The 25,832-nt window shown below is 73.9% G+C and carries 21 protein-coding genes and 1 pseudogene; 14 read left to right on the forward strand and 8 right to left on the reverse strand.

Going from position 1 to position 25,832, the window contains the following annotated elements; all coding sequences use genetic code 11:
* The first annotated feature begins 202 nt into the window (after nucleotides 1-202).
* Nucleotides 203-1,906, forward strand: a complete 1,704-nt coding sequence (locus KBY32_RS33655) for a proline--tRNA ligase (protein WP_055623236.1) — start codon at nucleotides 203-205, stop codon at nucleotides 1,904-1,906.
* A gap of 94 nt (nucleotides 1,907-2,000) precedes the next feature.
* On the opposite strand, the gene KBY32_RS33660 is transcribed toward KBY32_RS33655, so the two are convergent.
* Nucleotides 2,001-2,246: a hypothetical protein gene (locus KBY32_RS33660; RefSeq protein WP_055623235.1), complete on the reverse strand. Its 246-nt coding sequence runs from the start codon at nucleotides 2,244-2,246 to the stop codon at nucleotides 2,001-2,003.
* Between the two features lie 188 nt (nucleotides 2,247-2,434).
* The gene (locus KBY32_RS33665) at nucleotides 2,435-2,860 is read right to left on the reverse strand and encodes a helix-turn-helix transcriptional regulator (RefSeq protein WP_234350895.1); all 426 of its coding nucleotides are present in this window, start codon (nucleotides 2,858-2,860) and stop codon (nucleotides 2,435-2,437) included.
* A gap of 276 nt (nucleotides 2,861-3,136) precedes the next feature.
* On the opposite strand from KBY32_RS33665, the gene KBY32_RS33670 reads away from it, so the two are divergent.
* The 4 genes from KBY32_RS33670 to KBY32_RS33685 all read left to right on the forward strand — a co-directional run bounded on the left by KBY32_RS33670 (nucleotide 3,137) and on the right by KBY32_RS33685 (nucleotide 5,868).
* Nucleotides 3,137-3,730 carry an RNA polymerase sigma factor gene (locus KBY32_RS33670; protein WP_055623233.1) on the forward strand — a complete coding sequence of 198 codons (594 nt, stop codon included), beginning with the start codon at nucleotides 3,137-3,139 and terminating at the stop codon, nucleotides 3,728-3,730.
* On the forward strand, nucleotides 3,727-4,449 hold the full coding sequence (locus KBY32_RS33675; protein WP_210982746.1) for a BN159_2729 family protein: 723 nt from the start codon (nucleotides 3,727-3,729) through the stop codon (nucleotides 4,447-4,449). The genes KBY32_RS33670 and KBY32_RS33675 overlap by 4 nt, the downstream gene beginning before the upstream one ends.
* Nucleotides 4,446-5,156: a WhiB family transcriptional regulator gene (locus KBY32_RS33680; protein WP_210982747.1), complete on the forward strand. Its 711-nt coding sequence runs from the start codon at nucleotides 4,446-4,448 to the stop codon at nucleotides 5,154-5,156. Before KBY32_RS33675 ends, KBY32_RS33680 begins: the two co-directional genes overlap by 4 nt.
* Before the next feature lie 199 nt (nucleotides 5,157-5,355).
* Nucleotides 5,356-5,868, forward strand: coding sequence for a hypothetical protein (locus KBY32_RS33685; protein WP_115508000.1), 513 nt, complete (start codon nucleotides 5,356-5,358; stop codon nucleotides 5,866-5,868).
* Nucleotides 5,869-5,965: 97 nt separating this feature from the next.
* Here the strand turns inward: KBY32_RS33685 and KBY32_RS33690 are convergent, their stop codons facing one another.
* The 3 genes from KBY32_RS33690 to KBY32_RS33700 are packed head-to-tail and all read right to left on the reverse strand — an operon-like array spanning nucleotide 5,966 to nucleotide 7,940.
* Nucleotides 5,966-6,865 carry an aminoglycoside phosphotransferase family protein gene (locus KBY32_RS33690; protein ID WP_210982748.1) on the reverse strand — a complete coding sequence of 300 codons (900 nt, stop codon included), beginning with the start codon at nucleotides 6,863-6,865 and terminating at the stop codon, nucleotides 5,966-5,968.
* A 50-nt stretch (nucleotides 6,866-6,915) separates the two neighbouring features.
* On the reverse strand, nucleotides 6,916-7,365 hold the full coding sequence (locus KBY32_RS33695; protein WP_210982779.1) for a ferritin-like domain-containing protein: 450 nt from the start codon (nucleotides 7,363-7,365) through the stop codon (nucleotides 6,916-6,918).
* A gap of 29 nt (nucleotides 7,366-7,394) precedes the next feature.
* Nucleotides 7,395-7,940: a hypothetical protein gene (locus KBY32_RS33700; RefSeq protein WP_210982749.1), complete on the reverse strand. Its 546-nt coding sequence runs from the start codon at nucleotides 7,938-7,940 to the stop codon at nucleotides 7,395-7,397.
* A gap of 221 nt (nucleotides 7,941-8,161) precedes the next feature.
* Here KBY32_RS33700 and rimP point away from each other — a divergent pair, with 221 nt between their 5' ends.
* The 9 genes from rimP to KBY32_RS33745 all read left to right on the forward strand — a co-directional run bounded on the left by rimP (nucleotide 8,162) and on the right by KBY32_RS33745 (nucleotide 20,062).
* A complete protein-coding gene (rimP, locus tag KBY32_RS33705) occupies nucleotides 8,162-8,659 on the forward strand; it encodes a ribosome maturation factor RimP (protein ID WP_210982750.1) in 498 nt (165 codons plus the stop codon).
* A 2-nt stretch (nucleotides 8,660-8,661) separates the two neighbouring features.
* A complete protein-coding gene (gene nusA, locus KBY32_RS33710) occupies nucleotides 8,662-9,648 on the forward strand; it encodes a transcription termination factor NusA (RefSeq protein ID WP_055623225.1) in 987 nt (328 codons plus the stop codon).
* 102 nt (nucleotides 9,649-9,750) lie between these two features.
* Nucleotides 9,751-10,047, forward strand: a complete 297-nt coding sequence (locus KBY32_RS33715; RefSeq protein WP_210982751.1) for a YlxR family protein — start codon at nucleotides 9,751-9,753, stop codon at nucleotides 10,045-10,047.
* 146 nt (nucleotides 10,048-10,193) lie between these two features.
* Nucleotides 10,194-13,277 (forward strand): translation initiation factor IF-2, encoded by a 3,084-nt coding sequence (gene infB, locus KBY32_RS33720; RefSeq protein WP_115508003.1) that lies wholly within the window; start codon nucleotides 10,194-10,196, stop codon nucleotides 13,275-13,277.
* Nucleotides 13,278-13,422: 145 nt separating this feature from the next.
* Complete coding sequence (locus tag KBY32_RS33725; RefSeq protein WP_055623222.1) at nucleotides 13,423-13,716, forward strand: DUF503 domain-containing protein; 294 nt, start codon at nucleotides 13,423-13,425, stop codon at nucleotides 13,714-13,716.
* Between the two features lie 32 nt (nucleotides 13,717-13,748).
* Nucleotides 13,749-14,204, forward strand: coding sequence for a 30S ribosome-binding factor RbfA (gene rbfA / locus KBY32_RS33730; RefSeq protein WP_055623221.1), 456 nt, complete (start codon nucleotides 13,749-13,751; stop codon nucleotides 14,202-14,204).
* Nucleotides 14,201-15,106 carry a tRNA pseudouridine(55) synthase TruB gene (truB, locus tag KBY32_RS33735; RefSeq protein ID WP_210982752.1) on the forward strand — a complete coding sequence of 302 codons (906 nt, stop codon included), beginning with the start codon at nucleotides 14,201-14,203 and terminating at the stop codon, nucleotides 15,104-15,106. The genes rbfA and truB overlap by 4 nt, the downstream gene beginning before the upstream one ends.
* Nucleotides 15,107-15,384: 278 nt before the next feature.
* Entirely contained in the window at nucleotides 15,385-18,960 is a 3,576-nt protein-coding gene (locus KBY32_RS33740; RefSeq protein ID WP_374225014.1) for a trypsin-like peptidase domain-containing protein, read from the forward strand.
* Nucleotides 18,961-19,105: 145 nt separating this feature from the next.
* Nucleotides 19,106-20,062: a bifunctional riboflavin kinase/FAD synthetase gene (locus KBY32_RS33745; RefSeq protein ID WP_055623218.1), complete on the forward strand. Its 957-nt coding sequence runs from the start codon at nucleotides 19,106-19,108 to the stop codon at nucleotides 20,060-20,062.
* A 562-nt stretch (nucleotides 20,063-20,624) separates the two neighbouring features.
* On the opposite strand, the pseudogene KBY32_RS33750 reads toward KBY32_RS33745, so the two are convergent.
* The 3 genes and pseudogenes from KBY32_RS33750 to eccE all read right to left on the reverse strand — a co-directional run.
* Nucleotides 20,625-23,141: pseudogene (locus KBY32_RS33750) on the reverse strand (SCO5717 family growth-regulating ATPase); the annotation flags it as partial.
* A 298-nt stretch (nucleotides 23,142-23,439) separates the two neighbouring features.
* On the reverse strand, nucleotides 23,440-24,282 hold the full coding sequence (locus KBY32_RS33755) for a hypothetical protein (RefSeq protein ID WP_055623216.1): 843 nt from the start codon (nucleotides 24,280-24,282) through the stop codon (nucleotides 23,440-23,442).
* Nucleotides 24,282-25,601 carry a type VII secretion protein EccE gene (gene eccE, locus KBY32_RS33760; protein WP_210982754.1) on the reverse strand — a complete coding sequence of 440 codons (1,320 nt, stop codon included), beginning with the start codon at nucleotides 25,599-25,601 and terminating at the stop codon, nucleotides 24,282-24,284. The genes KBY32_RS33755 and eccE overlap by 1 nt, the downstream gene beginning before the upstream one ends.
* Nucleotides 25,602-25,832 lie beyond the last annotated feature (231 nt).

Genomic DNA, 25,832 nt, shown 5'->3' on the forward strand with positions numbered 1-25,832 from the left:
GGGTCTGGTGCCGCACCTCGCCGCGTTGTCGTCGGTTGCCATGGCTCCGCCATGGCGCCCTCCTCCGCCTTGCGATGCACGGCACCAGACCCCGCTCCCTGATCCGGCCTGATCCAAACGAAGGCCCTAACCGATTTCCACCGTCCCGTCCCGCCCGGCTAACCTCCTGCCATCAACCACATCCGGCAGGAGTACGAGAACCATGGCGAAAGCACCGGTCCAGCGCATGTCCCAGTTGATGGCGAAGACGCTGCGCGACGACCCGGCGGACGCCGAGGTCCTCAGCCACAAGCTGCTGGTCCGCGCCGGCTACGTCCGTCGCACGGCGGCCGGCATCTGGTCCTGGCTGCCCCTCGGCAAGCGGGTCCTGGCCAACGTGGAGCGCATCGTCCGCGAGGAGATGGACGCCATCGGCGCCCAGGAGGTGCTGCTGCCCGCCCTGCTGCCGCGTGAGCCCTACGACGCCACGGGCCGCTGGGACGAGTACGGCCAGGAGCTGTTCCGGCTCAAGGACCGCAAGGGCGGCGACTACCTGCTCGGCCCGACCCACGAGGAGATCTTCACCCTGCTGGTGAAGGACCAGGCGTCCTCCTACAAGGACCTGCCGGTCATCCTCTACCAGATCCAGCACAAGTACCGCGACGAGGCCCGCCCCCGGGCCGGCATCCTGCGCGGCCGCGAGTTCCTGATGAAGGACTCCTACTCGTTCGACACCGACGACGAGGGCCTCGCGCAGTCCTACGCCCTGCACCGCCAGGCCTACCAGCGCGTCTTCGAGCGCCTGGGCCTGGACTACCGCATCTGCGCGGCGACCGCGGGCGCGATGGGCGGCTCGAAGTCGGAGGAGTTCCTGGCCCCCGCCGAGGCCGGCGAGGACACCTTCGCCGACTGCCCGAACTGCGACTTCGCGGCGAACACCGAGGCGATCACCTACGAGCTGAAGCCCGTCGAGGCCGCGGACGTGCCCGCGCTGGAGGAGATCCCCACCCCGGACACCCCGACCATCGAGACCCTCGCCGCCCACCTCGGCGTCCCGGCCTCGGCCACCCTGAAGAACCTCCTGGTCAAGGTCGACGGCGAGATCGTCGCCGTCGGTGTCCCCGGCGACCGCGAGGTCGACATCGACAAGGTCGAGGCGCACTTCGCCCCGTCCGTCGTCGAGATGGTCACAGAGGCGGACTTCGCCGTGCGCCCCGACCTGGTGCGCGGCTACGTCGGCCCGCAGGGCCTGGGCGAGAAGGTCACCTACCTCGCCGACCCGCGCGTGGCCCCCGGCACCTCCTGGATCACGGGCGCCAACAAGGAGGGCACGCACGCGAAGAACGTCGTCGCGGGCCGTGACTTCGAGGTCGACACGTACGTCGACGTCGTGGTCGTCCAGGAGGGCGACCCCTGCCCCAAGTGCGGCACCGGCCTCAAGCTGGACCGCGCCATCGAGATCGGGCACATCTTCCAGCTGGGCCGCAAGTACGCCGACGCCCTCAAGCTCGACGTCCTCGGCCAGAACGGCAAGCCGGTCCGCGTCACCATGGGCTCGTACGGCATCGGCGTCTCCCGCGCGGTCGCCGCGCTCGCCGAGCAGACCGCCGACGACAAGGGCCTGTGCTGGCCCGCCGAGGTCGCCCCGGCCGACGTCCACGTGGTCGCCGCCGGCAAGGCCCTGCAGACCGAACTCGCCCTCGACGTGTCCGAGAAGCTGTCCGCGGCCGGTCTGCGGGTGCTGTGCGACGACCGTGCCGGTGTCTCGCCGGGCGTGAAGTTCACCGACTCGGAGCTGATCGGCGTTCCGCAGATCCTGGTGGCCGGGCGCCGCGCCGCCGAGGGCGTCGTCGAGCTGAAGGACCGCAGGACCGGTGAGCGCGAGGAGCTGACGGTCGACGAGGCGATCGCCCGTCTGACCGCCTGACCGTCCGTTCGGGCGCGGGCCGTTCCCCTGGCGTGGGGGAGCGGCCCGTGCCCGCTTGCGGGACCGGCGAGGATGGGCGAGGACCGGCGAGCGTTCAGCCGGCTTCGGCGGCGAGCACCCGGGGCAGCAGCTCATGGGGGAGCTCGACACCCATGCCGCAGAAGCAGCGCAGCGGTCCGCCCCGGGAGGCGGGAGCCCCCAGGTCGACGATGAGGATGTCCGCCACTTCTCTGAGCACGTCACCCGCCGGCGCGCTGCGGGCCACGTGGATGCTGACCTCGTCGGGGTCCCAGACCGCGATGCTTGCCAGACCGTCCGTCACGGCAATGCGAACGCACACAACTGCCTCCCCAGGAATGCGCTACGGCACGAGCGTTCCGCTCCGGGAGGTCAGCGGCTGACTGATGGTACCGATGTGTGTGGGGTTCGTGAGGACTTTCGTCATATTCTTCCGGAGCGCGCCCGGTGTCCGGTACCGCCCCGGGAGGTGGGCGGCTCTCACCGCGCGCCGGCCCTACGCCGCTGACCTCAGACGATGCGGCTGACCTGAAGCATCGCCTCGGCGTCCTTCAGCAGGGCGCGCTGCCGTGACTCCGGCAATTGCCGGTACAGCTTGAGCAGCCGGGCCTCGCGCTCGTCGCCGCTGGGGCCCGGCACCGGCCGGCCCACCGCCTCGAAGAACTCCCGGGGGGTCGTGCGCACGCCCCAGCGCCGGAACACGTCGACCATCGCGCGCAGCTTCTCGGGGTCGATGCGCGAGGTGCCGCGGGTGCGGTTCATCCAGGCGTTGAGTGTCGGGTACGAGATGCCGGACTCCGCGGCCAGATCTTTCTGCGTCCGGTCGGGCACCTGGGCGAGCAGACGTTCGAGTAGGGCCGCCAGGTCCTCGTCCCCGTGCTGGGCATGCCGACGGGGTTCGGGATCTGCTGGGGGGCGGCTCCGCTGGTTCGTCACGCTCAGAGGATCGGTCATCGATATCTACAAGCGCAAGTAGATCGCAGATCAGCGCCGGGTCTTCGGGCGCACGCCGGAGCGTTCCGGGGGTGCCGGTGCTCCTGTGCGCCCCGTCCGCGCCCTCAAGTCTCACGCTCCGTAGGCTTCTTGACACGATATGCATCTACATGAAGACTGTAGACGCCCTGGGAGGGGATCGCGGGTTTCCGTCGTGGCCTGCGCACGTCCCATTTGAAGAATCTACATCTACATGTGTATTGCAGAGGAGAAGCCGTCGTGTCCCAGCCGGACCACCTCACCACCGCCCCGGCCGCCGGCCCGGAGCCCGAACTGGTAGCCCGGGCCCGCGCGGGCGACCGGGAGGCGTTCGCCGCCCTGTACTTCGAGCACTATCGCGCCGTCTACGCGTTCCTCCTGGTTCGCACCCGCAACAGACATCTCGCCGAGGACCTCACCCAGGAGGTGTTCGTCCGCGCCCTGCGCCGCATCGGCACCTTCCACTGGCAGGGCACCGCCTTCGCCGGGTGGCTCACCACGATCGCCAAGAACCTCTGGCTCGACGAACTCGGGCGTGGACGCACGCGCTGGGAGACCCCGGTCGCCGAGTTCGACGACCCCCGCGACACCCACCGCGGCACCGAGGCGCTCGTCCTGCGCGAACTGGACGCCGTCGAGGCCCAGGAGACCGTCCACACCGCCCTGCACCGCCTCAACCCCCACCAGCGGCACTGCCTGGAACTGCGTTTCCTGGACGAACTGTCCGCGCAGGAGACCGCGTTGGCCATGGGTCGCAGCGTCGGCGCGGTCAAGACCCTGACCTACCGGGCCCTGCGGAAACTGCGCTGGTCGACGGAGGCGGTGTCCGCGTGAACACCACCCGCCCGCGCGTCGCCGGCGTGATCGGCCGGATTCCGCGGCCCGCGGACCCCGAACGAGCCGCCGCCCCCGCACCCGTACGGCTCCTCACCGGCCCCGGCCGCCCTCCGGTCGTGGTCCTCCACCGCACGGCCGACGGAGGCTGGTCTCGCGGGCCGCGCCCGCTCACCGAGCTGGAGCGCAAGGCCCTCGCCTGGGACGCCGCGTGCGCCCGCGCACGCTCCGTCGCCCGCGCGGTCGCACGCCACCTCGCCGGGCACGCGGGCCCCTCCGACGTCCGCGTGGACGGCGACCGGGTCCGGGTCGTGCTGCGTGTGGACGGCGCCGAGTGCTGGGCCCGCTGGCGCGCCTACTTCCAGATCACGGTCGTCGGCGAGGGCAGCCGCCCGCACACCCTGGTCGGCGACGGCGAACGCGACGGCGTGCGCGTCACGGTCGTCGCCCACGGCGCCGCGACGGGCCGGCGGGGGCGCCGCCCCTTCCGCGTCGGCGACGCCACCTACGACCTGGCCGCACCGCTGCGCGACGCGTACGGCGACGTCTGGTACTACCAGGGCTGCCGGCGGCCCGACGGGATGCCGCTGCTCTCCCTGGACGGGCGGCCCGAGCGGTGTTCCCTGGCCAATGTGGCGGCCCATCTGGGCCCCCTGTCCGCGGTGCGCGACACCGATCGCGCCGAGGACCGCACATCCCCGTCCGAGCCGGCCGGATGACCCCGGCGGTATCCGACGGCGGATCACGGATCTGGGAACTGCGCGCGGCCTGCCGGGAGTGGGACGCCGATCTGTGGTTCACCCGGCGCACCTGGCCCCTCGCGGTCGCGATCTGCACGCTGTGCCCTGTGCTCGAACCCTGCCGGGCCGCCGTGCTGCGCCGGGAGCGCGGCCTTCCCCGCTGCCGCCGGCAGGGCGTCGTCGCGGGCCTGACCGGCCCCCAACGGCACGCCCTGGAACAGGCGGCCCACGGCTCACCGGTCCCGGCCGAGCCTCCCGGCGGGCCATCGGCGTCGGCCCGCCCCGCCGCGGCGCCCCGGCCCGCGCCGGCCGCCGTGTCCGAACCCGAGCCGTCCCGCCCGGGGGAGGCGCTCCCGACCGCCGCTGTCGCCGCCGACCGGCCTCCGCCGACGGCGGCCGTCCCGTCGGCGGACACCCCACCCGACCCGGCGCCGCCCGAGGCTTCGTGCCCCGGGCCCGACGAGGCGCCCCCGCCCCCGTCCCCGCCCGACCGGCGTACGTCCGAGCGAGGCGATGCGCCCTCGCGCATACGCCCGGCGCCCTGTGGCACGCGCGCCGCCTACCAGCGGCATCTGCGGCGGGGCGAACCCGTCGACGCGGCGTGCCGGGCCGCCAACACCTATGAGGCCGGGCGCTATCGCCGTACCGGCACCACCCGCGCCCGACCCCCGCGCCCGCCCGCCTGACCCGCGTCCGCCCAGGGCCTGCCGCCGCACCCAGCCGCAGCCCGTACGCCGACCGTCTCCGGAGAACCGCATGTCCAGGCCCTCCGCGCCCTCGCCCCGCGCACCCCTCCCGCGCCGCCGCCCGCCCCTGTCCGCGTGCCGCGCCGGAGCGCCCGGCGGTCCGGCCGCGCGCCGTCCGCCCACCGTCATGGAGTCCCCCATGCCTACGTCCCCCTCGTCCCCGCCGCCCGAGGAACCCGCGCCCGGCGACCTTCGGCCACCGGGGCGGCTGCGCCGGGCGGCCACCGCGCTGTGGCGGGGTCTCCGGGTGGGCGGCCGGCCACGAAGGGGGAGCGAGCGGGAGCTGGAGCTGTGCCGGCAGGAGCGCGACCGCTGGCAGCGGTACGCCGACTCCTACGAGCGGGACCTGAACCGCGTACGGCTCGAACGCGCCCAGCTCCTCGCCTGGCTGGCCGCGCTGCACCCGGCGAGCGCCGTCCTCGTCCGGGGCGTCGACGGCATCCACCAGCTGCGCATCGAGGCCGGCGGGCGGCAGCTGTCGTGGCCGTTGCACCCGGCCGACCTGGGGCAGTTCGCGCACATCCCGTACGCGCGGCACGGCTCGGGACCGTACGGCCGTACGCGCTGGGACCAGGCGGCCCATCTGCGGCGGCACACCCGGCTGCTGGCCATGGAGGGCATGCTGTTCACGACGGCCCCCGACGACCGCTGAACACCCGCCGGACTCCGGCCGGCAGGCTCGGGAGGCACGTCGGCCGGACCCACCGCGCCCCCCTGCGAGAGCTCCCCGCAGGGGGGCGCGGCTCGGCCTACAGCCAGCTCGCGAACTCCAGGAGCAGTTCGGCGTCCTGGGGGCGTCCGACCCGCAGGGCCCGTACGCCCGACTCCACCGCGCGGAACAGGGTCCAGCCGCGCAGCCGTTCCTGGTCGACCTCCAGGGACTCCGCGAGGCGCTTGACCCGACGGCGGGTCGTCGAGGCCCCCGACGGGGAGGCGATCAGATCCTCCACCCGGTCCCGCACCAGCCGCGCCAGATCGAACGCGCACTCGCCGACCACCGGGTCCGGCCCCACCGCCAGCCACGGCATGCGCTCCCCGGCGAGGACCTTGCTCTGCCGGAACGTGCCGTGCAGCAGCTGCCGTTCCGGAGGCGCCGCCAGCAGCTCGTCGCGGGCCGTCAGCGCGGCGTCGACCAGCGCGCTCACGTCGGCGTGCCGGGAGGCGGTCGCCCGCATCGCCTCGGCCTGGCGTTCCGTCCGCTCCGCCACCGTCTCGAAGGGGTGCCCCTCCGGGGGCTCCACCCACAGCCGGCGCAGCGTCCCCGCCGCCTCCAGCAGCGCCTTCGCCTCCGGCAGCGACCGCACCGACCGGTCCGGGCGCAGCCGCTCGAGCAGCAGCACGCCCTCGGTCACGAACGGCTCGAGCAGCTGGACGGCACCCGTGCCGCCCCAGTGCGCGAGCGCGGCCCGCTCGCTCTCCGGGCGGGCGCGCGGCGGCGCCAGCTTCAGCACGGCCGGGGTGCCGTCGGCCCGCCGGACCAGCACCACCAGACTGCTGCGCCCGCCCGGCAGCTGCACCCGCTCCACGGTCAACTCGCGCTGTTCGACGGCCTCCCGGGTCGCCTGCGGCAGCCTCTCCAGCCAGGCGTCACCGTCCGGCGCCGTCTCACCGAGCGCCCTCACCAGACGCTGCGGCGGTTCGAAAGCCATGCGCGAGTCGTCCCCTTCCGTCCTGCCCGTCGGTGTCCCTGCGGCCCGCGTCACGCGGGGGGCGCCGCCGGCGCGGAGGACGTGTCCGCCCGCTCGGCGAGCCCAGGGAAGGCTACGCTCTCGCCCCGCCAGCGCACCGCCCGCACCGCAGCCTCCCGCAGCGCCTCGGCGGCCGTACCGCGCAGCGCGCCCCGGGCCGAGCGCACCAGATCCGCGTAGACACCGGCCAGCCTGCTCTCCAGCTCGGCGGCGAACAGCACCGCCGTGGCCCGGTCCGTCACCGGGAACGGCAGCGCGTACCCGGCGCTCGCGGCGACCGGATCGGCGCCCAGGTCGCGCACCTCGCGCGCCAGCGCGTCCCGCCGCGCCCGGTGGGCGTCGTACGCGGCCCGCGCGTCGGAGCGCCGGTCCTCGCCGATCCGCCCGCCGACCACGCCGTACCCGTAGACGGCGGCGTGCTCCGCGGCCAGGGCCGCCTGAAGCGCCGTCACCGTCTCCATGCCGGCCTTGCCCGCCTTGTCGGTGTCGCTCACCTGGCACCCTCCGTCAGCAGGAACGCGTGCGCGGCCCCGGCCGCCGCCACGGACGCGAGCAGCCGTGCCAGTTCACCCGGCAGACCCATCAGCGCCTTCGCCCGTTCGTCGGCGAACGTCCGCTCGGCGGCGGCGAGTTCGGTCAGCGCGTCCCGCTGGTCCGCGGGAACCGCCCGCACCGAGGCGGACGGCGACGCGGAGGCGGAGGGGGACGGGGTGGCCGACGGGGACGACGACGGGCCGGACGCGCCCCCGCCGAACGCCTCCATGTGCCGTACCGCCTCCGCCCGCAGGGGGGCCACCAGCCGCTCCACCGCCGGATGGGCGGCGAGGACGGCGTCGTACCGGGCGACCAGGTCCTCACTGTCCCGGGCCGCACGCGCGCGTGCCCGCTCGGCGAGCGACGGACTGCCGCCCGTACCGCCGTCCGGGTCGGCGGGCCCGGCGGAGCAGCCCGCCAGCAGCGCGGCACCCGCGGCCGAGGCGAGCAGGGTTCTTCTGCGCGGTCCCGGGAGGGCGCGCGGGGGCGGGGGGTACGGCACGGGCGACTTCCTCAGGGGAGTTCGTACGAAAGCACTTGCGACGGCGGCTGCCCGGTCAGCGGGCCGCGTGCCCGTGATCACCGTACCCGCGCCACGCGAACGCGCCACTCACCGGCACCGGTCACCCACAGGTGGACGGCAACACACCCTGCGACCGGATACCCTTTGACCTGACACGCGCCCCATCCCACAACAGCACACGCGGCCGAGGAGTCACCCGGATGAGCACCACCCAGAGCGAGAGGCTGCGAGCACTCCTGGAACCCCTCGTCAGCTCCCAGGGACTGGACCTCGAAGAGATCGAAGTGGACTCGGTCGGACGCAAGCGTGTGCTGCGCGTCGTCGTCGACTCCGACACCGGCGCCGACCTGGACCGCATCGCCGATGTGAGCCGCGCGCTCTCGGCGAAGCTGGACGAGACGGACGCGATGGGCGAGGGCGAGTACACCCTCGAGGTCGGCACCCCGGGCGCGGAACGCCTCCTCACGGAGCACCGCCACTATGTGCGCGCCGTCGACCGGCTGGTGAAGTTCGAGCTGGCCGAGGGCGGCGAGCTGGTGGCCCGCATCCTCAAGGTCGACGACGACGGTCTCGACCTCGAAGTGCCCGGCGTGAAGGGCCGCAGGGCGACCAGCCGCCGGCTCGCGTTCCCGGAGATCGAGAAGGCGCGCGTGCAGGTCGAGTTCAACCGCAAGGACAAGAAGGAAGAGGAGGCGTAGCCGTGGACATCGACATGAGTGCCCTGCGGGGCTTGGTTCGGGAGAAGGAGATCTCCTTCGACCTGCTGGTCGAGGCGATCGAGTCGGCCCTCCTCATCGCCTACCACCGCACCGAGGGAAGCCGCCGACACGCGCGCGTGGAGCTCAACCGGGAGACCGGGCATGTGACCGTGTGGGCGAAGGAGGACCCCGAGGACCTCGAGGAGGGCCAGGAGGCCCGCGAGTTCGACGACACCCCGTCCGGCTTCGGCCGTATCGCCGCCACCACCGCCAAGCAGGTCATCCTGCAGCGGCTGCGCGACGCCGAGGACGACGCGACGCTCGGCGAGTACGCCGGCCGCGAGGGCGACATCGTCACGGGCGTGGTCCAGCAGGGCCGCGACCCGAAGAACGTGCTCGTGGACATCGGCAAGCTGGAGGCCATCCTGCCGGTGCAGGAGCAGGTCCCCGGCGAGACCTACCCGCACGGCATGCGGCTGCGGTCGTACGTCGTGCGGGTCGCCAAGGGTGTCCGCGGGCCCTCCGTGACCCTGTCGCGCACCCACCCGAACCTGGTGAAGAAGCTCTTCGCGCTGGAGGTGCCGGAGATCGCCGACGGGTCCGTCGAGATCGCCGCCATCGCCCGCGAGGCCGGTCACCGCACCAAGATCGCCGTGCGCTCCACCCGCAGCGGCCTGAACGCCAAGGGCGCCTGCATCGGCCCCATGGGCGGCCGGGTGCGCAATGTCATGGGCGAGCTGAACGGTGAGAAGATCGACATCGTCGACTGGTCGGACGACCCGGCCGAGATGGTGGCGAACGCGCTGTCCCCGGCCCGTGTCTCCAAGGTGGAGGTCGTGGACATGGCGACCAGGTCGGCCCGGGTGACCGTGCCGGACTACCAGCTGTCGCTGGCGATCGGCAAGGAAGGGCAGAACGCCCGGCTCGCGGCCCGGCTCACCGGCTGGCGCATCGACATCCGGCCGGACACCGAGCAGGCCGGGGAATAGATCCAGACCTCAGGTCGCTCAGATCACGTCAGGTTATCGCCCGGCAACTGTTCGAATCCTGCCCCAAAGGGGTGAGGTCGGTACGGGGAGGTAGACTTAGCTGTGTCTGGCCGGACACGCGTCCGCGCATGCCCTGAGCGCACCTGTGTGGGGTGCCGGGAGCGAGCGGCCAAGGCTGATCTGCTGCGTACCGTGGCGATCGAGGACGAGTGCGTCCCCGATCCTCGCGGTACGCTGCCCGGCCGGGGTGCGTATGTACACCCCGCCCTGGTCTGTCTCGACCAGGCGGTACGCCGCCGGGCGTTCACGAGGGCGTTGCGTGCCCCGGGAGCGCTCGACACAAAGGCGTTGCGCCGTTACGTCGAGCAGACAACAGTTGCCGAGCAGGCAACACCGTAAGAAGCGTCGCGCGGAACCCCGTGCGGCCCAGGTACCTCGCGAGTCGGAAGTAGGTCGAGATTGCGATGAGCACTCGATGAGTACGCGATGAGTACGCCCATGAAGTAGCGACGGTCCGGCCGCAACCCGGACCTAAAAGGAGCGAAGTGGCTAAGGTCCGGGTATACGAACTCGCCAAGGAGTTCGGGGTTGAGAGCAAGGTCGTCATGGCCAAGCTCCAAGAACTCGGTGAATTCGTCCGTTCGGCGTCTTCGACCATCGAAGCGCCCGTAGTCCGCAAACTGACGGACGCCCTCCAGCAGGGCAACGGTGGCGGCAAGCCCGCCCCCGCCCGCAAGGCTGCCCCGGCGAAGCCGGGCGCCCCCTCTCCCGCGCAGGCCGCCCGTCCGGCAGCCCCGCGCCCGCCGGCCCCGAAGCCGGCCGCCGAGAAGCCCGCGGCTCCCGCCGCGCCGGCCTCTTCCGGCCCCCGTCCCACCCCGGGCCCGAAGCCCGCGCCGCGGCCCGCCCCGGCGTCCCCGGCTCCGACCACGCCCGAGTTCACGGCGCCCCCGTCGGCGCCCGCCGCTCCGGCGGCCTCCCAGGGCCAGGGTTCCGGCACGCGTCCGGGCGCCCCGCGTCCGGGTGGCCAGGCTCCGCGTCCGGGTGCTCCCCGTCCGAGCGGTCAGCAGGGCGGCCAGGGCCGCGGTGAGCGCACCGGCGCGCCGCGTCCGGGTGGCCAGGCGCCTCGTCCCGGCGCCCGTCCGGCCGGTCCCCGTCCGGGTAACAACCCCTTCACCTCCGGCGGCTCCACCGGTATGGCGCGTCCGCAGACGCCCCGTCCCGGCGGTGCCCCGCGTCCGGGTGGCCCCGGCGCTCCCGGCGGCGCTCCGCGTCCGCAGGGCCAGGGCCAGGGCGGTCCCCGTCCCCAGGGCGCCGCGGGCGGTCCCCGTCCGCAGGCTCCGGGCGGTGCGCGTCCCACGCCGGGCGGCATGCCCCGTCCGCAGGGCGGCGGTCCCCGTCCCGGTGGCCCGCGTCCCAACCCGGGCATGATGCCGCAGCGTCCCGCCGCGGGCCCGCGTCCCGGTGGCGGCGGTCCCGGTGGCCGTGGTCCCGGTGGCGGCGGTCGTCCCGGTGGCGGCGGCGGTCGTCCGGGTGGCGGCGGCTTCGCCGGCCGTCCCGGTGGCGGTGGCGGCGGTTTCGCCGGTCGTCCGGGTGGTCCCGGTGGCGGTGGCGGCGGCTTCGCCGGCCGTCCCGGTGGTCCCGGTGGCGGCGGTGGCCGTCCCGGCTTCGGTGGTCGTCCCGGTGGTCCCGGTGGCCGTGGTGGCACGCAGGGTGCCTTCGGCCGTCCCGGTGGTCCCGCGCGTCGTGGCCGCAAGTCGAAGCGTCAGAGGCGCCAGGAGTACGAGGCCATGCAGGCCCCGTCGGTCGGCGGCGTGATGCTGCCTCGCGGCAACGGCGAGTCCATTCGCCTGTCGCGCGGTGCGTCGCTCACCGACTTCGCGGAGAAGATCAACGCCAACCCGGCGTCGCTCGTCGCGGTCATGATGAACCTCGGCGAGATGGTCACCGCGACCCAGTCCGTCTCCGACGAGACGCTCCAGCTCCTCGCGGACGAGATGAACTACACCGTTCAGATCGTCAGCCCGGAGGAGGAGGACCGCGAGCTCCTCGAGTCCTTCGACATCGAGTTCGGCGAGGACGAGGGCGACGAGGAGGACCTGGTGGTCCGCCCGCCGGTCGTCACCGTCATGGGTCACGTCGACCACGGCAAGACCCGACTGCTCGACGCCATCCGCAAGACGAACGTCATCGCGGGCGAGGCCGGCGGCATCACCCAGCACATCGGTGCCTACCAGGTCGCGACCGAGGTCAACGACGAAGAGCGCAAGATCACCTTCATCGACACCCCGGGTCACGAGGCGTTTACCGCCATGCGTGCCCGTGGTGCGAAGTCGACCGACATCGCGATCCTGGTCGTCGCGGCCAACGACGGCGTCATGCCGCAGACGGTCGAGGCGCTCAACCACGCCAAGGCGGCCGAGGTCCCGATCGTCGTCGCGGTCAACAAGATCGACGTCGAGGGTGCCGACCCGACCAAGGTGCGCGGTCAGCTCACTGAGTACGGGCTGGTGGCCGAGGAGTACGGCGGCGACACCATGTTCGTCGACATCTCCGCCAAGCAGGGTCTGCACATCGACTCCCTGCTGGAGGCCGTGATCCTCACCGCCGACGCCTCGCTCGACCTGCGGGCCAACCCGAACCAGGACGCGCAGGGCATCTCGATCGAGTCCCGTCTCGACCGCGGCCGCGGTGCCGTGGCGACGGTCCTCGTCCAGCGCGGCACGCTGCGGGTCGGCGACACGATGGTCGTGGGCGACGCCTACGGCCGCGTGCGCGCCATGCTCGACGACAACGGCAACAACGTCGCCGAGGCCGGTCCCTCGACGCCGGTGCAGGTCCTCGGCCTCACCAACGTCCCGGGCGCCGGTGACAACTTCCTCGTGGTCGAGGAGGACCGTACGGCCCGCCAGATCGCGGAGAAGCGCGCCGCCCGTGAGCGCAACGCGGCCTTCGCGAAGCGCACGCGCCGTGTCTCGCTCGAGGACCTGGACAAGGTGCTCAAGGCCGGCGAGGTCCAGCAGCTGAACCTGATCATCAAGGGTGACGCGTCCGGATCGGTCGAGGCCCTCGAGTCCTCGCTGCTCCAGCTGGACGTCGGCGAAGAGGTCGACATCCGCGTCCTGCACCGCGGCGTCGGTGCGGTCACGGAGTCCGACATCGACCTGGCCATGGGCTCCGACGCCATCGTCATCGGCTTCAACGTCCGGGCAGCCGGCCGTGCGCAGCAGATGGCGGAGCGCGAGGGCGTGGACGTCCGGTACTACTCGGTCATCTACCAGGCGATCGAGGAGATCGAGGCGGCCCTCAAGGGCATGCTCAAGCCGGAGTACGAGGAGGTCGAGCTCGGCACGGCGGAGATCCGCGAGGTCTTCAAGTCGTCCAAGCTGGGCAACATCGCCGGTGTCCTCATCCGTTCGGGAGAGGTCAAGCGCAACACCAAGGCGCGCCTCATCCGCGACGGCAAGGTGGTCGCGGAGAACCTCAACATCGAGGGCCTGCGTCGCTTCAAGGACGACGTCACCGAGATCCGCGAAGGGTTCGAGGGCGGTATCAACCTCGGCAACTTCAACGACATCAAGGTCGACGACGTCATCGCGACGTACGAGATGCGCGAGAAGCCGCGCGTCTGATCCCAGCACGCGATCGGGGCCGGTCGGCGGGAGTTCCCGGAAGGGAAACTCCGTCGATCGGCCCCGGCCGTTGCGTGTACGGTTCCCGTATCGGCGCCGAGCCTGGCGCCCGTACCCCGAACCGGCGGGACATCCGGACACACACATGTATGTGGGGACTCTGTCCTTCGACCTGCTCCTCGGCGACGTCCACTCGCTCAAGGAGAAACGCTCCCTCGTCCGTCCCATCGTGGCCGAGCTCCAGCGCAAGTACGCGGTGAGCGTGGCCGAGACGGACCACCAGAACCTCCACCGCCGGGCCGAGATCGGCCTCGCGGTGGTATCCGGGGACATGGGACACCTCACCGGCGTACTGGACCGCTGCGAGCGGCTGGTCGCCGGACGGCCCGAGGTGGAACTGCTCTCGGTTCGACGCAGGCTCCACAGCGACGAAGACTGAAGCACGACGTAAGCACTTAAGGAGACGGACCAGTGGCCGACAACGCGCGTGCCAAGAGGCTGGCGGACCTCATCCGAGAGGTGGTGGCCCAGAAGCTGCAACGCGGGATCAAGGACCCGCGGCTCGGCTCGCACGTCACCATCACGGACACCCGCGTCACGGGTGACCTGCGGGAGGCGACCGTCTTCTACACGGTGTACGGCGACGACGAGGAGCGGGCGGCCGCCGCGGCCGGGCTGGAGAGCGCCAAGGGCGTCCTGCGGTCCGAGGTCGGCCGGGCCGCCGGGGTGAAGTTCACCCCGACCCTCACCTTCGTCGCCGACGCCCTGCCGGACACCGCCAAGACCATCGAGGACCTCCTCGACAAGGCGCGCCAGTCCGACGAGAAGGTCCGTGAGGCGTCCGCGGGCGCCCGGTACGCCGGTGAGGCGGACCCGTACCGCAAGCCGGACTCCGAGGACGAGACGGACGGCGACACCGCGGAATGACGCAGAAGAACACCACGCCCGACGGCCTTGTCATCGTCGACAAGCCGTCGGGCTTCACGTCGCACGACGTGGTCGCCAAGATGCGCGGCATCGCCCGCACCCGCCGGGTCGGGCACGCCGGCACCCTCGACCCGATGGCGACGGGCGTGCTCGTCCTCGGCGTCGAGAAGGCGACCAAGCTGCTCGGTCATCTGGCCCTGACCGAGAAGGAGTACCTGGGCACGATCCGGCTGGGCCAGACCACGGTCACCGACGACGCCGAGGGCGAGATCACGGGGTCCACCGACGCCTCGAAGGTCACCCGCGACGCCGTCGACGCCGGGATCGCCAAGCTCACCGGCGAGATCATGCAGGTGCCGTCCAAGGTCAGCGCCATCAAGATCGACGGCGTCCGCTCCTACAAGCGGGCCCGCGACGGCGAGGACTTCGAGATCCCCGCGCGACCGGTCACCGTGTCGTCCTTCTCGGTGTACGACCTCCGGGACGCCGTCGCCGACGACGGGACCCCCGTCCTGGACCTGGTCGTCTCGGTCGTCTGCTCCTCCGGCACCTACATCCGGGCCCTCGCCCGCGACCTCGGTGCCGACCTGGGCGTCGGCGGGCACCTCACGGCGCTGCGCCGCACCCGCGTCGGGCCGTACAAGCTGGACGCGGCGAAGACGCTGGACCAGCTCCAGCAGGAGCTGACGGTCATGCCGATCGCCGAGGCCGCGTCGGCGGCCTTCCGCCGCTGGGAGATCGACGCCCGGCGCGCCCGGCTGCTCTCGAACGGCGTCCGGCTGGACATGCCCGACGAGTACGCCGGTGCCGGGCCCGTCGCGGTCTTCGACCCCGAGGGGCGCTTCCTCGCACTGGTCGAGGAGCACAGGGGCAAGGCCAAGAGCCTCGCCGTGTTCGGCTGAGCGCCCGCACGGCACGGGTGCCTGCCCGTGGAGCGGCGGTCACGGGGTCGTCCTCTGCCCGCCGCTCCACGGTCCCCCCTCGGTTCCCCCACCCCTAGGGTGTATCCACCCACCCCGGCCTGTTCACCCGTCCGGGCAGGCGCTCGGAGTGAACCGAGGGTGTGCAAGGGGGCGCGTTCGGCATCCGACCTGTTCCACTGATCATCCGCGGCCTACCGTCGAAGCGACAGGGCGTGCGAGGGATGAGCGGGCGGGTGCGGGGCGGGGAGGGTTCGACGATGGCGGGACGGGGCCCGCGGGCGGCGGACACGGATGGGGCGCGGGGGACGGGCGGCTCCGAACAGCCACATGCGGCTACCGCGTCCCATCGGGCACGACGCTCCCGGACCCACGACGACGGCCGCGCCCGGCACGCCCGGCGCCCCGATGGCGATGCGCCGACCGCTGTCCTGCGTGACGACGCCCTGGTCCGGGTCCACGACCCGGCCGGACGGCCGCGCGGCCTCGGTTTCATGGCCGACCACCACGGCACCGTCGTCACCGCGCACATGGTCGTCGACGGACTCGCCCGGCTCGTCGTGCACACCGCCGGGGGCAGCCGCAGCTGTGTGGTGACCGCCGAGGCGGTGACCCCGCTGCCCGAGCGGGGCCTGGCCCTCGTCCGCACCGAAGGGCTGGACGTCGACCCGCTGCCGGTGACCGTGCGGGACGCGTGCGAGACCGGCACCTATGTGCACATCCCGGCCGGCGGCTGGCGGCAGGCCCGCGTACTCGACGCCACACCCGCCACCTACACGGCGACCGATCGCTACCACGCCCTCGACGGCGTCCTGGAGCTCGCCATCGGCACCGCGGGCCGGGACGCGCTGCGGCTCGGCGGAGGCGCCGCCGGGGGACCCGTGCTCGACGCCACGACCGGCGCCGTCCTCGGCGTCCTCGGCACCGCCCTGCAGTCCGCCCACAGCGACGCCGTGCTCGCCGCACCCCTGCGGCCCGCCCCGGACGGACCGCTGGCCACCCTGCTCGCCGACAACGCCGCGACGGTGCCCGCCCACGGCGCCGACCTGAACCTCGCCGGGGCGCTGCAGCTGACCGCCACCTCCGTCGCCCAGGACGCCCCTCCCGATGGGTCCGGACCCGAGCCCGTCCCCAGGGCCGCCGTGACCGCCGCGTTCGACGCCTTCCTCACCGGCCCCGCCACAGTGCTCGGCCTGGTCGGGCCGCCCGGCAGCGGCCGTACGACGGAACTCGCGGGGCTCGCCGCGCGGCGCACCCATGGATCCGAGCCCGCCCCGACCCTGTGGCTGCGCGGCGCCGACCTGCGCGGCGACGACACCTCCGTCGCCGATGCCGCCCAGCGGGCGCTGGACCGGGCCGCGCGCATCGTCGCCGCGTCCGGCCCCGACGAGCCCGCCCGTGACCTGACCCCCGAGCGGCTGGCCCGGCTCGCCCGCGCCACGGGGCGCCCGCTGCTGCTCCTGCTCGACGGCCCCGAGGAGATGCCGCCCGCCGCCGCGGACCGCCTCGCCGACTGGACGGGCGCCACCGCGCGGTGGCTGCGGGACCACGGCGCCCGGCTGGTGGTGGCCTGCCGGACCGAGTTCTGGGAGACGGCCGGCGCCGGATTCCCTGCGGACCTGCTGTACGCGCCCGACGGTCACGACGGTCAGCCTCACCGGACCGAGCCGACCTGCCTCCGCCTCGGCGACCTCACCCCGGAGGAGGCCCGGCAGGCCCGCGCCCGCCACGGCATCCCCGACGACGCCCTCACCGACGCCGACGCCCGCCACCCCCTGACCCTCCGCCTCCTCGCCGACGTGTGCGCCGCCCGGCCCGGGGCGCCCGCACCCCACCGGGCCGACCGTCACGACGTCCTCTCCGCCCACCTCGACCTGATGTGCCTGCGCGTCGCCGTCCGTCTCGCCGCCGAGAACGACCTGCGCGGCACCGCCGTCCGCCGGCTCGCCGCCCGCGTCGCCGGCCAGGTCCACGAGGCCGCCCGGCGCAGCCTCGGCAGCGGGCAGGGCGAACTCGACCGGCCCACCTTCGAGGCCGTGTTCCCCTGGGGCCAGGCACCCGTCTGGCTCGGCGGCACCACCGGCTGGGCCCGCGCCGTCCTCACCGAAGGACTCCTCGTCCCCGCCGGCGACGGCTACCGCTTCGCCCACGAGGAACTGGCCGACTGGCTGCAGGGCCTCCACCTCGACCTCGACGAGGCCCTGCGCGCCCTGCTCCGCCCCGGTTCCAGCGGGATCACGGACCGGCCCACGCTGTTGGTTCCGCACCACCGCATCGGCCCCGTCCTCCAGGCCCTGCTGCTCCTGCCACGGCTCCACGGCACCGAACGCCTCGCCGACCGGCTGGCCGAGCTGTCCGACGCCCTCGACACCGACCGGACCGACTGGTGGGCGGCCCGGCTGCTCACCGAGACCCTGCTGCGGGTCCCCGACGCCGCGCCCTACCTCGACGTCCTGCGGCTGACCGCCGACCGGATCGTCACCTGGCGGCGGCAGGGGCACCCCGCGCCCGCCGACCTCGGCCCCGGCTTCTGGACCGCCCTGCCGCTCCCCGCCGCCGAGCGCCTCGACCTGCTGCGCCGCCTCGTCCCCGCCGACGGCCCGCTCGACGACACCGAGACACCCCGGCCGCCCCGCTACCTGGACGCCGTCGCCCGGCTCCTCACCGACGACCCCACCGCCGTACAGCCCCGGCTCACCCGCTGGTTCGACGACGACCGGCCGCTGCCCGCCACCCCGCACGCCACCGTCGCCCTCGCCGCCCAGGCACTGCTCCACACCCACCGGCACCGCGCCCTCGACGACCTCACCGAGACCCTCGTCGCCAGCGCGCACCCCCGCGCCGACGAACTGCTCGCCGCGCTCGCCGAGGAGGAGCCGTCCGCCGTCTGCCGGGCCGTCGACCGCTGGGCCCACGACGAACGGCCCGCCCGGCGCGTCGCCGCCCTCGCCTACGGGCTGCGCGCCGCACCCCACGTCCACACCGAGGCCGACCGCGAACTCCTGCGCTATGCCGCCCTCGCGCTGCTCGCCCGCCCCGCCGACAGCGCCCTGCACGGCGGCGCCCTCGCCCTCCTCGTCCGCGACCCCCGCACCCGCGCCCGCCATCTCCCCCAGGCCCTCGCGCACTTCACGGCCGCCGACCCGCAGTTCCCGCCCAGCGCCCTCGTCGCCGCGCTCGCCACCCACCCCGAACCGGTCCTCGACGCCTTCCGCGCCCGGCTGGAGCGGCCCGGCACCGGCGCCGTGCTGCGCACTCTCGCCGACGTCACCACACCCGCCCTCGCCCGCCGCGTCGCCGGTCTCGTCCGGGAGGCGGTGGCCCGGCACCCGGAGACCGCCACCGACGTCGCCGCCTATGTCGACCGGTGCCTCGACCAGGGGCCCGGCGCCCGAGCCGTCCTCTTCCCGCTCGTCACCAGCCTCCTCGACGGCGGCCCCGAGCAGGTGCGGGCCGCCCTCGCCGCCGTGCTCGCCGCCCCCGGCACCCCCGTCTCCCGGGGGCTCCGCCGGGAGCTGCTCGACTTCCTGCTCACCCATGAGCAGGCGCCGCCCGTGCTGGACGCCCTGCTGCACGCCGCCGTACGGCGGACCGGCGGCCCACCGGACGACGACCTGCGCGACCTGGTCCATCACACCGGGCTGCTGCTCGTCCGCACCCCCGACGGCGCCGCCCGCTTCGACCGGGGCCTCGTCGACCTCGCCCGGGACGTCCCCGGCTTCGCCGCACGGGTCGCCGGCTGGCTCATCGACACCCCACGGGACTGGGCGGCCGTCGTCGGCCCCAGCACCCGCCGCATGATCGAGAACCTGGCGGGCGTCCGGGTCCCCGTCTGAACGGCGCACCGGCGCGTGCACCCCGTCACAGCGCCCATGCCGATGCGGGCAGGGAGCCGTCGGCATGGCACCCTTAGACCTGCGTAAGACCGTTTGGGCAATGACGGACACCGGTTCGACGAGTTTGCGACAAGGAGCAGGCACAGTGCAGCGCTGGCGTGGCTTGGAGGACATCCCCCAGGACTGGGGGCGCAGCGTCGTCACCATCGGTTCCTACGACGGAGTCCACCGGGGGCACCAGCTGATCATCCGGCATGCCGTGGACCGGGCCCGCGAGCTGGGCGTCCCGGCCGTCGTCGTCACCTTCGACCCGCACCCCAGCGAGGTCGTCCGCCCCGGCAGCCACCCGCCCCTGCTCGCCCCGCACCACCGGCGTGCCGAGTTGATGGCCGAGCTGGGCGTGGACGCGGTGCTGATCCTGCCGTTCACGACCGAGTTCTCGAAGCTGTCGCCGGCCGAGTTCGTCGTCAAGGTCCTCGTCGACAAGCTGCACGCCAAGGCGGTCGTCGAGGGCCCCAACTTCCGCTTCGGGCACCGCGCCGCCGGGAACGTCGAGTTCCTCGCCGAGCAGGGCAAGATCTACGACTACGAGGTCGAGGTCGTCGACCTGTATGTGAGCGGTGAGGCGGGCGGCGGCGAGCCGTTCTCCTCGACCCTGACCCGCCGCCTGGTCGCCGAGGGCGACGTCGAGGGCGCGGCAGAGATCCTGGGACGCCCGCACCGCGTGGAGGGCGTCGTCGTGCGCGGCGCGCAGCGCGGCCGTGAACTCGGCTTCCCCACCGCCAACGTGGAGACGCTGCCGCACACCGCCATCCCCGCCGACGGCGTCTACGCCGGCTGGCTGCACGCCCAGGGCGAGGTCATGCCGGCCGCCGTCTCGGTCGGCACCAACCCGCAGTTCGACGGCACCGAGCGCACGGTGGAGGCGTACGCCATCGACCGCGTGGGGCTCGACCTGTACGGGCTGCACGTGGCGGTGGACTTCCTCGCCTATGTGCGCGGCCAGGAGAAGTTCGACTCGCTGGACGCGCTCCTGGAGGCCATGGCCCGGGACGTGCAGCGGTGCCGTGAGCTGATCGCGGAGGCCGGCGACCCGGCCTGACCCGCGTTTCCTCGTACGACGGCGGAGGCGCCTGCTGCTGCCACTCCTGGCCCGGCGCGGGCTGCTGCGGTGCCTGCTGCCAGCCCTGCCCGGGCGGCGGGGCACCACCGGGCTGGGCGTACGGCTGCTGGGGCTGCTGCGGCGGGTACCCCTGCTGCTGCGGGTGCTGCTGGTACTGCATGTGCGGGTTGCCGAAGCCCTGCTGGGTGCGCGCGATGTCCTCGGCGATCAGCGCGGCGAGGTCGAAGTACGCCTCACGCGTCTTCGGGCGCATCATGTCGAGGTCCACCTCGGCACCCGCGGAGAGGTGCTCGTCGAAGGGGATCACGACGACACCGCGGCAACGGGTCTCGAAGTGGGCGACGATGTCGTCCACCTTGATCATCTTGCCGGTCTCACGGACTCCGGAGATCACGGTGACCGACCGCTGCACGAGGTCCGCGAAGCCGTTCGCCGACAGCCAGTCCAGCGTCGTCGAGGCGCTGCTCGCACCGTCCACCGACGGGGTGGAGATGATGATCAGCTGGTCGGCGAGGTCCAGCACCCCGCGCATGGCGCTGTAGAGCAGACCGGTTCCCGAGTCCGTGAGGATGATCGGGTACTGGCGGCCCAGCACGTCCAGGGCGCTGCGGTAGTCCTGGTCGTTGAACGTGGTGGAGACCGCCGGGTCCACGTCGTTGGCGATGATCTCCAGACCGGAGGGCGCCTGCGAGGTGAAGCGGCGGATGTCCATGTAGCTGTTGAGCTGCGGGATCGCCTGCACCAGGTCGCGGATCGTGGCGCCCGTCTCGCGCCGCACCCGTCGGCCGAGGGTGCCGGCGTCCGGGTTGGCGTCGATCGCCAGGATCTTGTCCTGCCGCTCGGTGGCCAGCGTGGCACCCAGCGACATGGTCGTCGTGGTCTTGCCGACACCGCCCTTGAGGCTGATGACCGCGATCCGGTAGCAGGACATCACCGGCGTACGGATCAGTCCGAGCTTGCGCTCCCGTTCCGCCTGCTCCTTCTTGGCGCCGAGCTTGAACCGGGACGGACCCTGGTTGTTCTTGCGGGCCTTCGGCTGGTTGCGCAGCAGACGGTCGGACGACAGCTCCACGGCGGCGTTGTAGCCGAGCGGCGTGCCGGGCGCGGCTTGCTGCTGCTGTGGGGCACCCGGACCGGCCTGCGGACCGGGGGGCGCCGACCAGCCGCCCTGGCTGCCGTAGGCGGCGGGCGTCTGCGGCTGGGCCGGGGGTTGTTGCGCGTCCGGCTGCTGGGGCTGTTGCGGCTGGGGCTGGCCGGGCTGTTGGGGGTAGCCGTAGCCCGGCTGCTGCTGGGGGTAGCCGTAGCCGGGCTGCGGCTGCGGCTGGCCGGGCTGGCCCGGCTGCTGCGGGTAGCCGTAGGGCTGGGGCTGGGCGGGGTGCTGTGGGGCCTGCTGCTGGGGTGCCGGCTGCTGGGGGTGCGGCTGGGGCTGGCCCGGCTGACCCGGCTGCTGGGGGTAGCCGTACGGCTGCGGCTGGCCCGGCTGGCCTGCTGGTGCGGGCTGGGGGGCCGCCTGACGCGGGTCGACGGGCTGAGCGGGCTGGCCGGGCTGCGGCTGGGCCGGGCCGAAGCCGCCCTGCGCCGGGGGCTGCTGGGGCTGGGGCTGGCCGGGCTGCTGCGGGTAGCCGTAACCGGGCACCGGCGGGGCGCCCTGGGCCGGGGGCTGCGGGACGCCCTGCTGCGGTGCTCCCTGCTGCTGCGGGTGCGCGGGCACGAAGCCCTGGGGGAGCGGGGGGAGCGGCTGGCCGGGCTGCTGCTGTTGCCCGGTGGGCTGCTGCTGTCCGGTGGGCTGCGCGTGCGGCTGCTCACCCGGGGCCGCGGGCGGCTGTGCGGGAGCGCCGGGCTGGGCGTGCGCGGGCATGGGGGCCTGAGCCTGCGGCTGTTCGGGCGCGGCGGGCTGAGCCGGCGGCTCGGGGGCAGGCGCTGCCTGCGGGGGTGCGGGCTGCGCGTCGGCCTCGGGCTGTGCGGCGGGCTCCTGCTGAGCGGCGGACTCCGGCTGCGGCTGGGCGTCGGTGTCGGCCTGGGGCGTGGCGTCGGCCTCCGGCTCGGTGTTCTGCTCCAGCTCGGGTTCGTCGTCGTCACCGCCGAACAGGCGGGCGGCCTCGGCGTCGGCGGCAGCGTGGTTGAACTCGGACTCAGGCTCGGGGCGCTCCGCCTCCGGCTGCTCGGCCACGGGGGGAACGGGGGCGGGCGGTTCCGGGGCGGCGGGCGCGGGGGCCGCCGGTGCCTGGGCGTTGTCGTCGACCGGGCGCAGTACCGGGAAGCCGGGGGCGGCCGGAGGAGCGGAGGCCGCGGCCGGGGGAGCGGCCGGTGCGGCGGGTGGAGTGACCGGCGCGGCAGGCGGAGTTACCGGCGCGGCCGGTGCGGGCGTGGCCTGCTGGGGCTGCGACTGCTGGCCGGGCTGTTGGGGGTAGCCGTAGCCGCCGGGGGTGTTCGGCTGAGGCGTGCCGAATCCGCCGGAGGTGTCCTGGCTCTGCTGGGGTGCGGGCGTACCGGGCTGTTGGGGGTAGCCGTAGCCGCCGGGGGTGTTCGGCTGAGGCGTGCCGAATCCGCCGGAGGTGTCCTGGCTCTGCTGGGGTGCGGGCGCGCCGGGCTGCTGCGGGTAGCCGTAACCGCCGGACGCCGGAGCGGCGCCCGGGCCGGACTGCTGCTGGGGGAATCCGTAGCCGCCCGGGGTCTGCGGGGTCTGCCCCTGCTGCGGCGCGGCCGGAGTGCCCTGGGCCGGTGCGGGGCCCGGGCCGGCCGGAACGCCGGGCGGACCCGTGGGCGTACCGATGGGCGTGCCGGTCGGCGGCGGCGGTGCCGGGGGTTCCGGCTGACCGCTCGGCGAGGAGCCACCCTGCGTGCTCTGGGCATACCAGGCGGGAGGTGTGTAGACGATTTCGAACTCGCCCGTGAGATCCACCTCGTGATCGTCCCCGTCCGAGGAAGGGCTCCCGCCGTTGTACTCGGACCGATCCCTGTTCACTGCTTGCCTCCTGGTCAGCCACTGCTGCTGAGCGTGTCGTCGTCGCGGCCGGGCGGGACCGAGTGGCGAGTCCCACGCGACTGCGATCGTCACCGCACCACCAGAAGCCTAATCACTCGCTTGGCGGGACGGAAAAGGCCCCATGTGCGCGGACGCTATAGCCCGGACTCCGTGGACGGAAGGGTTTTCCGAGCCCGGAGGGACCCGACCGCCGGGCCCGGTGGAAGACCGCTGCCGGCCCGGAGGGGCACGACCACCGGCCCCCGCGAGGACCCGACCGCCGATCCCACCCGACGTGGCGGCCGAGCCTCGGACGACACGGCCGGCCGGCCCGGGCTCAACGCCCCCCGCCGACCGCCCCGTTCACCCCGTGCCCGGCGTGGACGACGGCTCAGTCCATCCGGCGGGCCACACCGAGCAGCCCCGTCTCCGCGTCCGTGGCCTCGGTCATCACGAACTTCTGGTGCTTGCGCGTACACCACAGCGCGACGCCGTCGTGCAGCGTCGGCAGATGCTGAAGGTGTTCCTCCGGAATGCCCAGAGTGTCCTTCACGGCCTCGGTCTCGTACGGCGAGATGCGCTGGATGCCGACCAGATGGGCCTGCGACAGCCACCGCGGCGCGTGCTCGCTGACGAACGGCAGGACCGTCACCACAGCCTGCCACGGCACCGACGTCACCCGCCCGCGCGGTGGACGGATACCGCAGTCCCGGATCAGCACCACCGGGCTGGACACCGACGGGCCCTGCGCGGGCACCCGGCCCACCGGATACACCGTCACACACTGCTGACCGCCGCCGGCCGCCTGGGCCAACTGCTGCCACGCCTGCGGACGGCCGGTCTCGACGCCCACGCGCGCGCCGGTCGCCGCGGCCCGCAGCGCCAGCACCTGCGCCAGCCACAGACCCCCCACGAGCACGACGTCGAAGGGCGTGGGACGGGACAGGCCGAGCACCGCCGGCTGCGACTCCGGGTCGGTGCCGATGAGGACGCCGTCGTCACCGATCGGCATGCTGATCGCCGCGAGCTCGTCGACGGTCACGACATGACGGTTGCGGCGCGGGCCGCGCAGCCCGAACCCCGGGCTGAAGATGCGCCGTTGCCGCTGAGCCGGCTCCGGCTGGCGGATGATCGGGATCATGCCGGTGTCGGTGGGGGAGGCCACATGGGCCGGAGTGCGGCCAGGGGCCCGGCCCTGCTGTCCCGGGGGCATGGTCGGAGCGGGCTGGGACATCAGTACGTACCTCCGAGCGGCAGAGTGGCGAGGGCCCCGGGGACCTGCTCCCGGTCGAGGCGGACCAGACCGACCTTCGCGGTGCTCGCGGTCCGCTCCAACTCCCTGCCCACCTGGCCGAGTTCGTCGTCGCCGCGCGCGGTGACGCGGATGTGCCCGGCGAGCGCGACGCCTCGATTGCCGGCCTTGCTCAGGGTCATGCTGAACGTCGTGGCCAGCACCGGCAGCGACGTGAAACGCGTCACCAGTTCGGGCAGCGCCATCCCGCCGGCGCCCAACTGCGGCCAGCGGGACACCCAGTACGTCGTGTGCCAGCGGTCGTCGACCCGCCAGGTGCGCACGGCCTCGACCGTACGGCGCTGGGTGCGGCCGTCCTGGGCGTGCTGCTGGTTGGCGCGCGGGTTGAGGCAGCTCGACGTCGCGAGCGCCTGCACCAGTTCGGTCTCGTCGAGGATCGTCGCCTTGAAGCCGGCACCGGCCAGCCGGCTCGACAGCTGGTCCGCCACCCGCAACAGGGCGCGCTGTGCGCCCGGGACACCGTCCCCGCGCGCCTTCACGGCCTCCGGGCACAGCTCCGGGTCGAGCTTGAGGGCGACCCAGGTGAGCCGCAGCGCGGGCGAACCGGCCTGCGCCTGCAGGGGACCGTAGGAGCGTGCGGCGAGCGACTGCGGCGGGAGGTGCGGCGCGGGCGCCGGCTGGGTGTGCTGCACGATCTGCACGGAGGCGAGCCGGATCCCGTCGACCTCCAGGGCGTCCTGAATGAGCTTCAGCGGCAGCTGCCGTTCGGCCGCACCGGGCCGCAGCGGCTGGTCGCCGGGCTGCACGAAGAGGACGGCCGTCAGGAACGTGCCGTCGCCGATCATCCCGATCGAGCGGTCGTCACGGGAGACGAAGGAGTACGTCCGCAGGGCCGGGTCGCACTCCACGACCGGCGCCAGCATCGCGTCCGTCCCCGGCGGCACGGGCAGTTTGGCGTCGCGCCGGCGCTGCCGCAGCGCGCGCGTCGTCTCCCACCACTCGGGCAGTGGACGGCGGCCGCGGCGCAGCACGGCGAGGAGGAGCAGCAGAGCCGCCACGGCACCGGCCGGGGCCAGCAGCCAGGACGTCCCCACGGCCCAGGCGGCGACCATGACGGCCGCGGCCAACTCCACGAGGATCAGCTGCTGCAGACGGACCGGACCGAGGCCGCCCGGACGGGGCAGCGTGCGCGGCGAGGCGGCGGAGGGAGCGGCGGGCGCGGCAGGCGTACGTCTGCCGTCCGGACCCCCCGGTTGCTGCGGTGCGCGGCGTCCGCGCCGAGTGCTCGTAGCGCTGCTCATCCCCCGGGACATCCCTTTCGCGAAGTAGTGGCCGTCGGGCGGGCGGGATCCACTGTCCCGGATCCCGGCGCCGGGCCAAGGGCTTCATCGGCCCACACCATCCATGCGGGTGGCTCACGGTACCCGCTGCGGCACGCCGGGCGACACAGGGGACACCCGAACCCGAGGACGGCACACCGGCCCCGGGTGGCCAGCCTGCCATGGTCCGCGCCCGCGTGGTGGAGGCCTGTG

The sequence above is a fragment of the Streptomyces sp. RK62 genome, assembly GCF_018070255.1.
Classification (GTDB): Bacteria; Actinomycetota; Actinomycetes; order Streptomycetales; family Streptomycetaceae; genus Streptomyces; species Streptomyces nigra.